The sequence below is a fragment of the Hymenobacter sp. AT01-02 genome (genome assembly GCF_000961955.2).
GTDB lineage: Bacteria > Bacteroidota > Bacteroidia > Cytophagales > Hymenobacteraceae > Hymenobacter > Hymenobacter mucosus.
The window spans coordinates 1-13,149 of the sequence record NZ_JZIR02000112.1 but is presented as its reverse complement, the minus strand read 5'-3'; the positions used below and the strand labels follow the sequence as shown (position 1 = coordinate 13,149).

Here is a 13,149-nt window from a genome sequence, read left to right as displayed (position 1 = left end):
GATACGTTGCGGGCAATATGGGAGGGATTCCAGGGCACGGTGAACAACGAATCCAGCTTGGCCTCGAAAGGCTGAGCCCCACCGTACAAGGCTATTAGGCCGGGCATGTCGTGAGGGGCGAAAAAGGAAACCTGCCAGGCGTTGGCTTCCCGGTACATGTACTCGTAGTAAGGATACTGCGGATCAAAGGGTTTCACCCAAGAGCCATCGGCGAGGCGACCACGCATAAACTTAGTGGCGGGGTCGAACAGATGCTTGTAGTTCTTCGACCTAGCCATCATCATCCGGTAGGTAGTGGTGTCCTTTAAAATCCGGGCCAGTTGGGCCACGGCGTAGTCGTCGAAGGCATACTCCAGGGTTTTCGATACGCCGGCCTTGTCTTTGGTTTCCACCTCCGGGTTCGCTACTTCCGTGGTAGAGATGTACCCTTTTTGGATGTACTCGGCAATGTGGGGGCGGGCTCCACCTTCCAGGTTAGCGTTGCGCAGCATCAGTCGGTACACATCCTGCACGTCGAAGTTGGTGATGCCCCGCTGGTAAGAGCCAACAATCAAAGCCGAAGCATGGTCGCCGTGAAAGAAGGTGGGCAAGAACCCGGTCTTATGGCCTACATCCTGCATAGACTTAATCACGTCGGTTGTTACCTGGGGCGTGAGCATACCAATCAGCAAGTCCTTGTTGCGGTAGGTATCCCACAAGGAAGGCTCGGTGTAGTAATTGAAGTCGGCCTTGACCACGTTGCCCTGCACGTCGCGGTATTCGCCATTCAGTCGCTACGTAGCGCCGGCCATAGAAACGAGCGGTATAAGCAGCTATAGAACAGCTGCTTTTGCTTGGCTGTACCGCCCTTTACGTTCACCTTGGCGAGCAAGCTTTCCCAGGTTTGCTCAGCCTGCTGGCGCACCTGCTCAAACGAGCGGCTGCCGATTTCCTGCTCCAGGTTCTGCTTGGCATTCTGCACGCTCACGAATGATATTCCGATTCTGAGTTCCACAGGCTTACTGCCGCCGGCCGGTAGGCGCACCACAGCTACGCCGTCTTGGGCACCCTTGCTTGGCACGTCCAGGCCCTGCAGGTTTTCGCTGAGTACTCCGTAGAAGTACACCGTCTGGCGGCCCGTTTCCTGAAAACCCTGTACGGCCGCTGGGCCCGCTTTTTCTATGCTCCAGTTGGTAACCCGCTCGTTGGACTGCGCAAGCTTGAACACGATGCGGCGGTTGTCTGGCTGGTGGTAGCGGTAGCGGTGAAACCCGCAGCGCAGGGTAGACGTGAGTTCTACCTGCACCCCGTAATCCTGCAGCGTAACGCCGTAGAAGCCCGGCGAGGCCTTTTCAGTGGCTTTAGCGAAGCGCGAAGAGTAGCCGGCCGGAGTAGTCGCCCCCGAAACCGGTAAAACCGGTAAGTGGCACAAGTTCCAGTGGCCCTTGTTGGTGTGGGCGAAGGCGTAAATCACCGAGTCCTCGTAGTCGTAGCCGGCGCCGGTGTGAAACTCGGTGATGGGGCTCAACTGCACCATAGCATTAGGCAATGAGCTCCCCGGAAACACGAGACCAGCCCACACGCCCCGCCAGTCCTTGGGAGGGGCGTATCCAATGGTTTTGGGGTCGTTGAACGGGGCTGTACCATGAAGGGGTTAGCGTATTGCAGGTGGCCGCCCGGGGTGGGGTGGCTATCCGTCCGGTAAGTACTGCTCGGCGTAGAGGTTCTGGCGCAGGAGCAGGTACACCATACTACTAGTACAATCAAATAGCTCTTCAGCTTTATCATCGGGTGGAAGTACAGATGGGGGAGGAGTAGCAAGGCGCACTACAGTAGCCAGCGGGCGAGACTGGATGAGCACGCTCCCGGCGGCTTCATTTTCTGACGCCTATGTCAAGGCAGCGCAAGCCAATACTAGCGCCGTTTAGTAGTTTACTTCTTTACAAAGCGCTGTGATAAGCACTGCTGCCCGCTGACCCAAGAGATAATATAAACGCCGGGAGCCAGGGCCGAGACATCAAGCGACGTGTTATAAGACGGGGCGCTAATCACGATTTGGCCTAGGGAATTACGCACCGTGACTTGGCCACCGGCAAGAGTACGGTTTGCTTGCAGGCTCAAGCGGTTTACAACCGGGTTAGGAAATACCGCCAGTTCGGTGGATTTCGCGGTAGCAGGGCTGGCAGCGGCCAGAGGCGTATTCGTTACGTGGGCTACCCGCAGAATGGCGGCTGCGGCGCAGGCTTGGCCCATCATCATTACCGAGGCCGGGAACAGGTAGCGGCGGTCCTGGTTCCACGTGCCGTCGGCGTCATTGTAGGAGCGGGGTAGTAGCCAAGCTGGTCGCGGCCATACTCAATGAGGTAGTCCACAATGTTGCGCGCCGCCGTGAGCCACCTAGCATTATGGTCTACTTCGTAAAAGTCTACCAGCATTTCTACCATGTCGCTGCCACCCCAGAAGGATATTTCGCTTAGCCTTTACCGGGGGTGTACCACTGTCGCAGGCAGGCATCTGCCATTACCGTGGCATCGTCGAGGTAGCGGCTGTCGCCGGTTAGCTGGTACAGCTTGAGGGCCAGCTGAATATTGGGGGTAGTTTGGTAGGCACGGTAGCCAGCCCCATTCTCGCCATGACCGGTTAGGCTCCAACTATTGTTGTTATAAAAGGAAAACTGGTTGAGCAGGTTGGTATTGGCATCGCGCAGCTTCCAGTTTACAGTATTAATTTTTTCATAATATCGCTTGGCAATATCTAAGTATTGAGGGTCGGTGCTGTTCTTGGCAATCAGGCACAGTGGAGGGCCGGCAAGATGGTAGCCTGCGAGTAAAACTTACCCCAGCCCAGCTCACTTTCCTTCTGCGGTACGCCCCAGTTCGCGTCGCGCGCATTCAAGCAGTAATTGAGGCCAATTAAAGAGCGCTCATACAGGCCGGTTTCAGTAGGCAAAACCTGCTGGTAGGCGTCCATGAGGGCAAGGCCGATGATGGCGTTGTCGTCATACAAAGGGTCGGCGCCGGGCACAATGTCGGAGGCGTACTTGCCATTCTGCCGATATTGGTCGAGGGCGTAGGCGTAGGACCGAAGCCGGGCAGTATACTTAGCCGGATTGGCTAGGGCGCCGTAGCGGAGGGCCCGCAGCATGTGGGAGGCTGGCCAAACGTAGCTTGCCCCGCCGCGCTCCACAATAATGTTTTCGTTGCCGTCAATTTGCTCCACATAGAGCTGCTTGCTGGCATTGTAAAACTTGGTGTTCAGCTTGTCAAGAATAGCTTCGCCGGCAACGTGGTACTTGTTCTGGCCGGAAGCGGTAGTGATAGCAAGCACACAGCCAGCCACGAGCAGGGCTAGGTACCGTGGCGCAAAAAGGAGGGTAGCAAAATACTTCATAGCAGGTTGGCACGAAAGGGTGGGAAGAAGAGCAGGAAAGCTTGCCCAGCGGGCAGCAGTTGTGTTCACTTAGATAGATGAGCGACGAGGCAACGCTACTGCAGGATGCTACCACTTGCTGACTGCCATCTGCAAGAAAAATGCGCCTAGGGTGAGCCCTAACTTGCCCATAAGGAAGTGGATGAAAACAGCATCTAGTAGCAGAATAGAGAGAGGAGGGTAGGGGCAGGCTCTGCTGCCACACGGAGCCCAATAAGTGATTTACTTTCACAGGCACTAGCAGCCGTCATCTCTAAAAGCGCTGGGCCTAGTTTGGGCTGAAGTAGTATTTAAGCAAATGAAAGTATTTATTTTTCGTTTTGCTATGAAACGAACATTTTTGTTGTCAATATTGGTCAAGTGAAACGCATAGCCCACGCTTCAATAGGCTACGCGTTTCCGCTGCGAGGGAAGTACGCACGCCTTCAACCCGGTGCCAGCCGCAGTTTTCCTTCGTTGCCAGATAGTAGGCAATGCTGATTTCTTCCTTCTCTTTTCCCTTCTCCACTCTATGCGCTCCTCCAACTATGACAAGTTTCCCTTCGTGCCGGTAGCGGCTAAAGCGGATGCTTGCCAAACCGGGTGGCCCGCCATTACCGAGGCATTGCGCACGGCGCTGGAGGCGGCGTCCTCCGCACCCGGTCAGCCCCTGGTTCTGGCCGTAGAATGCTACCCCGGCACCAATCTGGAATTGCTACAGCAGCAACTACGGCCGGGCTTGCCGGCGAATCAATGGCTAGTAGCAGATGATTACTACCGCCGCCCAGCTGAAATTGATCTGCTAGTTGCCGGCTCCCTTACCAACGACCCCGTTTTTGGTCGGCTGAATGGATTGCTGATAGCCGATTTTTTTGACCCCGAGCGGCTCCACCAGGCCCAGGAAACCTTAGCTACGGCTGCGGGCCAACTGGTAGTGCTAGTAGGTACCGGTGCCACGCTAGTATACCCGGCTCCTGCCCTGGTAGTATATGCTGACCTAGCCCGCTGGGAAATTCAGCTCCGGCAGCGGCGGGGCGAAATTGGGAACTTAGGCAGCGACAACTTCACCGAAAAGGCCAACCTAAAGTACAAGCGCGCCTTTTTCGTGGATTGGCGGGCGGCCGACCGGCTGAAGAAGCAGGTGCTGCCCCAGGCTGATTTTCTGCTGGATACCAACGACTCCACCGTGCCCAAGCTCATCAGCGGGGCCGACCTGCGGGCGGGACTAGCGGCCACCGTGCGGCGGCCATTTCGGGTAGTGCCCTTTTTCGACCCCGGGCCCTGGGGCGGGCAGTGGCTGCGCGAAGTCTGCGACCTACCCGACGGCCCGGCGAACTACGCCTGGGGCTTCGACTGCGTACCCGAGGAAAACTCTTTGCTGCTGGGCTTTGGGGAAGCCCGCGTGGAAATCCCGAGCATTAACCTCGTATTTGCACACCCCCGGGAGCTGCTAGGGGAGGCCGTGCATGGGCGCTTCGGCACCGAGTTTCCTATCCGCTTCGACTTTCTCGATACCATGGGCGGCGGCAATCTTTCCCTGCAGGTGCACCCGCTCACGGAATACGCCCACGACCAGTTTGGCCTGGCTTACACCCAAGACGAAAGCTACTACCTGCTCGCGGCCGAGCCGGATGCGGTGGTGTACCTAGGCCTGAAAGAAAACGTGAACGTCCCGGCTATGGTGGCCGACTTGCAGCGCGCCCAAGAAGATGGTGGGGCTCCTTTTCCCGCGGCCAAGTACATCAACGAGTTTCCGGCTCGCCAGCACGACCACTTTCTAATTCCGGCGGGCACCATTCACTGCTCGGGTGCTAATGCCATGGTGCTAGAAATCTCGGCCACCCCCTACATTTTTACCTTCAAACTGTGGGATTGGGAGCGCCTGGGCCTTGATGGCCGCCCCCGGCCCATCCACCTCGCTCACGGCGCGGCCAACATTGCACCTGACCGCACCACCACCTGGGTAACGGACCACCTGGTTAACCACGTGGAGCCCGTGGCCTGCGGCCCCGACTGGCGGGAAGAGCGCACAGGCTTGCACGAGCGAGAGTTTATCGAGACCCGCCGCCACTGGTTTACGGGCGTAGTGCCGCATCACACCCAAGGTGGGGTTCAGGTGCTGAACTTAGTGCAGGGAGCCGAAGCCCTTGTGGAAAGCCCCAGCCAAGCTTTCGAGCCCTTCGTGGTTCATTACGCGGAAACGTTTATCGTGCCAGCAGTGGTAGGCGCCTACACCATTCGGCCCCACGGACCGGCTACCGGTACTGAATGCGCCACCCTGAAGGCCTACGTGCGAACTCAGCCCTAGCGCAGCCCGCCCACCATTTGGCAGCTACCTTCACTCGCAAATCGACTTTTTGAACCCGATACGAGATATGCCTGACTTATTAGCGCCTGATAACGCGGCCGCCGCCCGCGCCCAAGTGATTGTTGAGAAACTGCTGCACACCGGCACGGTAGCCGTCGAGGAGTTAGCTACCCTGTTTGGCGTTTCGGTGGTCACGGTGCGCCGCGACCTGATGGAACTAGAGCAGCAAGGCCGCCTCCGGCGCACACACGGGGGCGCAGTGCCCCGCGAGCCCCTGCTCTACGAGCCCTTTCGGTATAACTCCAGCTTCCACGACCAGATTGACCGCAACCTGGCTGAAAAGCGCCGCATTGGCCTAGCCGCCGCCGCCCTCATTCAGCCCGGCGAGACTATTTCCCTGACGGCTGGCACCACTACTACCCAGGTTACACGCAGCCTCCGCTCGGACGCCAACGTGACGGTCATCACCAATACCGTTAACGTGGCTATGGAGCTAAGCCACCGCCAAGATGTGCGCGTGTTTGTAACGGGCGGCTTTCTGACGGGTGGCTGGTTTTCGCTGGTGGGGCCGGCCACTACCCAAGCACTCAGCCAATTCTTTGTTGACAAAGTCTTTATTGGTGTCAACGGCATTGATGCCGAGAAGGGCCTTACCTCCCTGCACCCCGAGGAGGCCGCCGTAATTCAGGTTATGCTACGCCAAGCCACGCGCCGCATCGTAGTGGCCGACCATACCAAGCTCGGGACGGTTGCTACCTCGCTGATCTGCCCCATCGGCGAAGTGCACCAGCTTATTACGGACACGGGCGCTACCGAAGACCAGGTAGCCCCCTTTCGGCAGCAAGGAATAGAGGTGCTGCTGGTGTGATTCACCTTGTGAAGTAGCCCCAACGGCTTGGCCTGCCCCGGGCCAGCGCGCAGAGAAGGTAGCCTTCGGGAAGGGGCGCACTCACGTGGAGCGCCCAGTATTATTCTGATTAGTAAAATGCTTACCGCCTAACTACTATGCCCCTCCACGCCTCCTCCGGTCCTCTCCTGCGCGAATCCGTTGCCCAGCCGCCTTCTCCTGCCAGGTCAACGGGTAACGCCGGCTACGTTTACTTGATTGCGACCGTGGCGGCGCTGGGGGGGCTGCTTTTCGGTTTCGACACGGCCATCATCAATGGGGCCCTAGTATTTTTGAAAAAGGACTTTGGCCTGACCGATACGGAAACCGAACTGGCCGCGAGCAGTATTCTGTTTGGGGCGGTGGCGGGCGCAGCCGTAGCCGGCGGGCTCACCGACCGCTACGGGCGTCGTCGCCTGCTATTCGGGGCCGCCCTCTTATTCACACTTTCGGCGGTGGCGGCGGCGCTGCCCCGCACGCTGACCGAATTTGTAGTGGCCCGGCTAGCGGGCGGCCTCGCCATTGGGCTGGCCTCACTGCTGGTGCCGCTTTACATTGCCGAAATTGCCCCGGCTCGCATTCGGGGGCTGCTAGTGACGCTCAATCAGCTGGCCATCGTCACGGGTATTCTGCTGGCTTACGTTGCTAGCTACTACTTAGCCGGGCAGGGGGTAGCGTCGTGGCGTTGGATGTTTGCTTCGGCGGCGGTGCCCTCTCTGCTCTTTATGGTCACGCTGCTGCTGGTACCGGAAAGTCCGCGTTGGTTGTTGGGCCAGGGGCGCGAAGCCGAAGCAATAGGTACGCTCACCCGCCTGAATGGTCCCGTTGCCGCAGCTACCGAGACGGCCGAAATTCAGGCTGCTCTAGCGGCCGAGCGGGGGGCAGAAGCCAACCTCTACCAGCCCCGCTTGCGCCAACCGTTGCGCATTGCGGTGGTGCTAGCAGTATTACAGCAGATTACGGGCATCAACACAATTCTCTACTACGGCTCCATTATTTTCACCGAGCACAGCGGCAGAGTGCCGCTTCAGCCATCGGAGCCAACGCCCTGATTGGGGGCATCAACTTCGCAGGTACCATTGTCGCCTTGTTCGTTATCGACCGGGTAGGGCGCAAGCCTCTGCTGCTGCTAGCGTCGGGGGGCATGACCCTGGCCTTGGGTGCGCTGGTAGTGGCCCTGCACCTGGGTGCGCCGGGGCCGTGGCTGCTGGGGCTTATCATGCTCTACGTAGCCTGCTTCGCGGTAGGGCTTGGACCAGGCGTATGGGTGGTAATCACCGAAATATTCCCCAACGCCGTACGGGGCCGGGGGGCCTCCGTGGCTACGGTTGCCCTGTGGATTGCCTGCACCGTAGTCTCGTTTACGTTTCTATCATTGGTAAAAGCCGCGGGGCTGGCCGGAGCCTTCGGACTTTACGCCGGGCTTTCGGCCCTCACGTTCCTGTTTGTGTGGCGAGCCGTACCCGAGACCAAAGGGCGGACCTTGGAAGAGATTGAACGTGGGTGGCATTCATGAGCCAGCAAGCAAAGCATACAGCCGTTGCCGCCGCCAGTACTCTAATAGGTATAAGCCTTAAGTAATACACGATGATAACATACTGAAAATCAACAAATTATTATTAAAATATAAAACTTTTTTGCATAAATTGACAGTGTAATTTGTTTTAGCTTAAACGATTTAGCTATTATTGCTGACGGTTAGATATATCTTGCTTCCAATAGGTACCAACTTCGTGACGATGTGGGACTTAAGCACTGTATTAACGCAGGTTTGAGTAGCCACTACACTGCCGAATAGGCTCAGGGGTAATTAAGAAATCGCCCCTTGCTTATTTATCCCTAGATCCTCGCACGGCACCAGGAATTATGGGCGCAGTATTAGCGCCTTGGTTCGCTAAAGAGCCGCCCTTTATCTGAGTTACTGGGCCGCTGGCCCACGAATACGCTTCCCTGTAGTCCTTTCTACCTACGGCTACTCCTGAGTAGATCAAGGACGCGCCCCGTCGTCATCAGCCTCCAAGGCTGGTGTATGACTCCCCCTGCTCTATCTCCTCCATTTATCCCACCCATCATATGGCAAACTTTACTCGCTACGTGCGTTTGGCAGCACTGCTGGGCGCCGTACCCAGTGGCGCCAGCCAGGCCCAAGGGGCTTGGGCTCTGGCTTTGCAAAACCCTCCCACCCCGGCTCTAGCTGTTCCTACCCGATCAACGGTCCTGGCTGATGTCACCGTAGCTGGCCGCGTAACGGATAGTAAGGGAGCCGGCCTCCCCGGGGTGACGGTGGTGGTGAAAGGTACCACCCAAGGCACCAGCACCAACTCCGACGGCTCTTTCTCCCTGCAAGCGCCGGAAAATAGTGTACTGGTATTCAGCTTCGTGGGCTACAGCCGCCGAGAAGTACCCGTAACCGGGGCCACCAGCCAACTCTCCGTAACTCTCACCGACGACACGCAGGCCCTACAGGAAGTTGTGGTAGTTGGCTACGGCACCCAGCAGCGGGCCAACGTGACTGGGGCCATCAACACGGTGGGCGGGGCCACCCTGGAAAACCGCCCGGTCACTACGGTGGCCCAGGCCCTGCAAGGCTCCTCCCCCAACTTAACTATTCAGCAGAGCAGTGCCGAGCCAGGCGCCGGCCTCAACATCAATATTCGGGGCGTTGGTACCTTGGGTAATGCTTCCCCGCTCATCATTGTGGATGGGATTCCGGGCTCGCTCAACGCCCTGAACCCCAATGATATTGAGAGCGTCACGGTGCTCAAGGATGCTGCTTCAGCCGCCATCTACGGCTCCCGCGCTGCCAATGGCGTGCTGCTGGTGACCACGAAGCAGGGCACACTCAATCAGAAGCCCGTTATCAGCTATAACACAGTGCTAGGCTGGCAGGCCCCGAACTTCCAACGCAAGCCCGTCACGGGCCTGGAGTTCATGCAACTCAAAAACGAAGCCTTAATTAACTCCGGACAGGCCCCGCAGTTTTCTCCCCAGCAGATGCGCGACTTTGCTGAGCAGGGTGATTACGAGTGGCACCTCAACAAGGTGCTCAAAAAGCAGGCTTTTCAGCAAAACCACAACCTGAGCGTCAGCGGCAGCTCGGGCCGGACGCGCTACTTGCTTTCCCTGGGCTACGTCGATCAGAACAGCTTGTTCTACGGCGACGACTATGGATTTAAGCGCCTGAACAGCCGCCTGAATCTGACTACGCAGGTAACGGACCGACTCAAGGTCGGGGCTATCTTCGCCTACGCCCATGTGGGCACTCGCGAGCATGCTTTTGACTCGCAGTGGATTATCAGCGACGCGGCCCGCATCCCGGTTATTTACCCCGTGCAGGATGAGCAGGGCAATTACGTAACCCCGGCCACCTCCACCAGCAACTCGGCAAATCGTCTCCTGAACGGCGGCTACGCACCAACTCCAACGACAATGGCTACGCCAATCTCAACGCCGAGCTGGAACTGGTGAAGGGGTTGAAGCTACGCGGCGTGGTAGGCGGAGATTTGTGGAATTATCAGCTCGACGAATTTACCCGCAGCCTGCAGTACGTAACGCTGGATGGCTCGCCCACAGCCGGGGGCGATGGCAACAACTCGGTGCAGAAGCGCAACCAACGCACCCTGCTGACTAACTATCAGGCCGTTCTCAACTACGACCGGACGTTTGCTAACAAGCACGGCGTGCAGGCGCTAGTAGGCTATTCAACTGAGCACTTCACCGACGACCGGCAGGGGGTTCGCGTCATCAACGTGCCCGGCAATGACTTCGGAGTGGTGAATAATGGTACGACCTACGCCGGCGTATTCGACCCCAGCGGGGGCTACCACGCCAACGGCACGTACGGCAACCAGGAGCAGTGGCTCTTAACTCGGTATTCGGACGCCTGAATTACGCCTTCGCCGGCAAATACTTGGTGGAAGGCAGCTTCCGCTACGATGGCTCGTCGCGGTTTGCCAGCAACAAGCGCTGGGGCTTTTTTCCGTCGGTATCAGTTGGCTGGCGTCCCTTGGAAGAGGCATTCCTGGGCTTTTTGCAGCCTACTTTCAGCGACTTGAAGGTGCGCGGCTCCCTTGGGCAGCTAGGCAACCAGAACATTGGCCTGTACCGCTACCTGAGCACCGTAAGCTTGGCTCCGGGCACGTATTCCTTTGGTGGCACGCCCGTATCCGGTCCTACTTCAGCACCTCCAACGCCGACATTACCTGGGAAACAGCCACCATGGGCAATGTGGGCCTCGACCTGGCCTTCTTCCAGAACGCCCTCTCCTTCAGCGTCGATTACTTCGACAAGCGCACCAGCGACATTCTCATCGACTTGCCGGTTGCCGCAACCTTTGGGGCGGGCGCGCCCACCCAGAACGCGGCCAAGGTGCGCAACCAGGCTGGGAAGTAACGGCTACCTACCGGCTGCGCACGGGAAGCGGCTTCAACCAGAGCCTGAGTCTGAATGCGGCGGATAGCCGCAATACCGTGACTGATACTAAGGGGGTAGAAACCATCCGGGGGGGCGACGCCACGAATATCATCCGCGAAGGATTCCCCATCAACTCCTACTACGGCTACCGCACGGCCGGCTTGTACCAGACGCTTGAGGAAGTCAACGCCGGACCCAAGCCCTCGTTCGTGGCTCCCGGTACGGTGCGCCCAGGCGACATTCGCTACGTGGACCGCAATGGCGATGGAGTTATCAACCAGGATGACCGCTTTATTCTAGACAATCCGTTTCCACGCTACACCTTCGGGGCCACGTACTCGGCCGATTATAAGGGCTTTGACCTGCTGGTGTTCGTGCAAGGCGTGGGCAAGCGCAGCCTCTACATTCGGGGCGAAGGGGTGGAGGCCTTCCACAACAACTGGGAAAACGTGTACCAGCAGCACCTGGACCGCTGGACGCCGACCAACCCCGATGGGGACTACCCCCGCCTGACCATCGGTACGGCCTCAACCAACAACAACCAGGGGTCGGACTACTGGCTGCAGAATGGCGCCTACGCCCGCTTGAAGAACGTGCAGCTGGGCTACACCCTGCCCGCCACGCTTACCAAAAGGGCTGCCATTCAGCGGCTGCGCATTTTTGCTTCGGGCCAGGACCTCTTTACCCTGAGCCACCTGAAGAAGATTGGGTTTGACCCCGAAATCTCCGAGTTCAGCGAGAGTGTGGGCACCGGTGGGGGCCGCGGCAGCAGTGGCCGGGTATATCCGGCCGTGCGCGTCATGACCCTCGGGCTTGATATCTCCCTCTAACTTCCATCTCTCCACTCAGATGAAACGCAATTTTCGCTATACTATACTGCTTGGGCTGGGCTTGGGTTTCTCGGCCTGTCAGAAGCTTGACTTGCCGCCCACCGACCGCCCAACTGACGCCACGTTCTGGCAGCAGCCCACCGACGCGGCCAACGTGCTGGCTACCTGCTACGAAAACCTTTACAACGCCGAGTACTTCTTCTTCAACGAAGTGCTCTCCGATAATGCCTACAACAAAAGCGACGTGAACGGCTCGAATGCCCGCAACATCGCCGAGGGAGCCTACGGCACCAACCAGCAGCGCATCACCAACGAGTGGGGCTACCACTACAGCGGCATCCGCAAGTGCAATCAGCTGCTGGCCAACATCGACAAGATTACCAGTCTGGACGCTGGCCTGAAGGCTCGCTACCAGGCAGAAGCCCGGGCGCTACGCGCCTACCAGTACTTTCAGCTTCTGACTTGGTACGGCGATGTGCCCCTGATTACCGAAGAAATCAGCGTTACGGAGGCGGCGGGCGTGGCCCGCACCCCGCGGGCCGAGGTGCTAAACTTCGTGCTTGAGGAGCTGGACGCCGCCGCCGCCGACCTACCCCTGAATACGGCCTACGCCGCCGAGGATCGGGGGCGCTTCACCAAAGGAGCGGCCCTGGCCGTGAAAGCCCGAGTGCTGCTTTACGAAGGCCGCTGGGCCGAGGTGGCGACCATCACGGAGCAGCTCTTGAACAACCAAGCCGGCGCCTACAGTCTGTTTGCGAGCTACGCCGGCGTGTTTTCGCCTAACAACGAAGGCAATAGCGAAGTAATGCTGGACCTGCAGTACCTGTTTCCCTCCCGCACGCACTCCGAGCAGCGGTTTTTCATTCCGCGCACGGAGGGCAAGCTCATTTGCGCGATTGCCCCAACCCAAGAACTGGTGGATAGCTACGTGATGGCTAACGGCAAGGCCATTACCGAGGCCGGTTCGGGCTACAATGAGACCACTCCCTACGTGGGCCGCGACCCGCGCCTTTCGGCTACACTGGTGTACGATGGGTACCGGTGGCAGCGGCCGGATGGCTCAAGCATCCTTATCCGCACTCTGCCGGGTACCGGTGATAACTCCGTGGACCGCGCCGATGCCAGCCCCACGGGTTACTACTCGGCCAAGTACTTCGACCCAACCGCCGATGCCAACTTGAACTCGGGCCTCAACCTGATCTTGATCCGGTATGCGACGTGCTGCTCATGCACGCCGAGGCCAAGAATGAGCTGGACCAACTGAGCGCCGGGGAGTGGAACCGCACCATCGGGGCCCTGCGGCGCCGGGCTGGCTTCACCGACCC

14 protein-coding genes and 2 pseudogenes are annotated in these 13,149 nt (G+C 58.6%); 10 read left to right on the top strand and 6 right to left on the bottom strand.

The genetic code is table 11. The features are described 5' to 3' along the window. The 6 genes from VI25_RS27990 to VI25_RS20400 form a co-directional block, all read right to left on the bottom strand. On the bottom strand, nucleotides 1–749 hold a 749-nt coding region (locus VI25_RS27990; protein ID WP_201783352.1), incomplete at its 3' end, for a glycoside hydrolase domain-containing protein. 17 nt (nucleotides 750–766) lie between these two features. Continuing rightward, complete coding sequence (locus VI25_RS27985) at nucleotides 767–1,546, bottom strand: glycoside hydrolase domain-containing protein (RefSeq protein WP_262489991.1); 780 nt, start codon at nucleotides 1,544–1,546, stop codon at nucleotides 767–769. Nucleotides 1,547–1,669: 123 nt separating this feature from the next. Next, complete coding sequence (locus VI25_RS26060; RefSeq protein WP_201783351.1) at nucleotides 1,670–1,840, bottom strand: hypothetical protein; 171 nt, start codon at nucleotides 1,838–1,840, stop codon at nucleotides 1,670–1,672. Nucleotides 1,841–1,911: 71 nt separating this feature from the next. Next, entirely contained in the window at nucleotides 1,912–2,238 is a 327-nt protein-coding gene (locus VI25_RS20410; RefSeq protein WP_082455737.1) for a T9SS type A sorting domain-containing protein, read from the bottom strand. Continuing rightward, nucleotides 2,238–2,423, bottom strand: coding sequence for a hypothetical protein (locus tag VI25_RS20405; protein ID WP_045689635.1), 186 nt, complete (start codon nucleotides 2,421–2,423; stop codon nucleotides 2,238–2,240). The genes VI25_RS20410 and VI25_RS20405 overlap by 1 nt, the downstream gene beginning before the upstream one ends. A gap of 343 nt (nucleotides 2,424–2,766) precedes the next feature. Continuing rightward, a complete protein-coding gene (locus VI25_RS20400) occupies nucleotides 2,767–3,369 on the bottom strand; it encodes a hypothetical protein (RefSeq protein ID WP_055562788.1) in 603 nt (200 codons plus the stop codon). Between the two features lie 550 nt (nucleotides 3,370–3,919). Between VI25_RS20400 and VI25_RS20395 the strand changes: the two genes are divergently transcribed. The 10 genes and pseudogenes from VI25_RS20395 to VI25_RS20360 all read left to right on the top strand — a co-directional run. Further along, on the top strand, nucleotides 3,920–5,695 hold the full coding sequence (locus VI25_RS20395) for a class I mannose-6-phosphate isomerase (protein WP_055562787.1): 1,776 nt from the start codon (nucleotides 3,920–3,922) through the stop codon (nucleotides 5,693–5,695). A 67-nt stretch (nucleotides 5,696–5,762) separates the two neighbouring features. Further along, on the top strand, nucleotides 5,763–6,563 hold the full coding sequence (locus VI25_RS20390; RefSeq protein WP_055562786.1) for a DeoR/GlpR family DNA-binding transcription regulator: 801 nt from the start codon (nucleotides 5,763–5,765) through the stop codon (nucleotides 6,561–6,563). A gap of 137 nt (nucleotides 6,564–6,700) precedes the next feature. Beyond that, nucleotides 6,701–7,633, top strand: a complete 933-nt coding sequence (locus tag VI25_RS27285; protein WP_262489990.1) for an MFS transporter — start codon at nucleotides 6,701–6,703, stop codon at nucleotides 7,631–7,633. 35 nt (nucleotides 7,634–7,668) lie between these two features. After that, nucleotides 7,669–8,097: an MFS transporter gene (locus VI25_RS27980; RefSeq protein WP_045690538.1), complete on the top strand. Its 429-nt coding sequence runs from the start codon at nucleotides 7,669–7,671 to the stop codon at nucleotides 8,095–8,097. A 557-nt stretch (nucleotides 8,098–8,654) separates the two neighbouring features. After that, the gene (locus VI25_RS20375) at nucleotides 8,655–10,049 is read left to right on the top strand and encodes a SusC/RagA family TonB-linked outer membrane protein (RefSeq protein WP_055562784.1); all 1,395 of its coding nucleotides are present in this window, start codon (nucleotides 8,655–8,657) and stop codon (nucleotides 10,047–10,049) included. Beyond that, nucleotides 10,046–10,468, top strand: a complete 423-nt coding sequence (locus tag VI25_RS20370; protein WP_045690794.1) for a hypothetical protein — start codon at nucleotides 10,046–10,048, stop codon at nucleotides 10,466–10,468. The genes VI25_RS20375 and VI25_RS20370 overlap by 4 nt, the downstream gene beginning before the upstream one ends. Beyond that, nucleotides 10,438–10,617, top strand: a pseudogene (locus tag VI25_RS29050) (TonB-dependent receptor domain-containing protein); the annotation flags it as partial. The gene VI25_RS20370 and the pseudogene VI25_RS29050, both read left to right, overlap by 31 nt. Continuing rightward, a complete protein-coding gene (locus VI25_RS28680) occupies nucleotides 10,548–10,973 on the top strand; it encodes a TonB-dependent receptor domain-containing protein (protein WP_410503447.1) in 426 nt (141 codons plus the stop codon). The pseudogene VI25_RS29050 and the gene VI25_RS28680, both read left to right, overlap by 70 nt. A gap of 77 nt (nucleotides 10,974–11,050) precedes the next feature. Next, nucleotides 11,051–11,824: a hypothetical protein gene (locus VI25_RS20365; RefSeq protein ID WP_055562783.1), complete on the top strand. Its 774-nt coding sequence runs from the start codon at nucleotides 11,051–11,053 to the stop codon at nucleotides 11,822–11,824. A 19-nt stretch (nucleotides 11,825–11,843) separates the two neighbouring features. Beyond that, nucleotides 11,844–13,149 (top strand): annotated as a pseudogene (locus tag VI25_RS20360) (RagB/SusD family nutrient uptake outer membrane protein); the annotation flags it as partial.

What these genes read in the sequence shown, in the direction of transcription:
- VI25_RS20410 (WP_082455737.1), bottom strand. Translation starts at nt 2,238, where the DNA reads ATGATGATGGGCCAAGCCTGCGCCGCAGCCGCCATTCTGCGGGTAGCC.
- VI25_RS20405 (WP_045689635.1), bottom strand. Translation starts at nt 2,423, where the DNA reads ATGGTAGAAATGCTGGTAGACTTTTACGAAGTAGACCATAATGCTAGG.
- VI25_RS20400 (WP_055562788.1), bottom strand. Translation starts at nt 3,369, where the DNA reads ATGAAGTATTTTGCTACCCTCCTTTTTGCGCCACGGTACCTAGCCCTG.
- VI25_RS20395 (WP_055562787.1), top strand. Translation starts at nt 3,920, where the DNA reads ATGCGCTCCTCCAACTATGACAAGTTTCCCTTCGTGCCGGTAGCGGCT.
- VI25_RS20390 (WP_055562786.1), top strand. Translation starts at nt 5,763, where the DNA reads ATGCCTGACTTATTAGCGCCTGATAACGCGGCCGCCGCCCGCGCCCAA.
- VI25_RS27285 (WP_262489990.1), top strand. Translation starts at nt 6,701, where the DNA reads ATGCCCCTCCACGCCTCCTCCGGTCCTCTCCTGCGCGAATCCGTTGCC.
- VI25_RS20375 (WP_055562784.1), top strand. Translation starts at nt 8,655, where the DNA reads ATGGCAAACTTTACTCGCTACGTGCGTTTGGCAGCACTGCTGGGCGCC.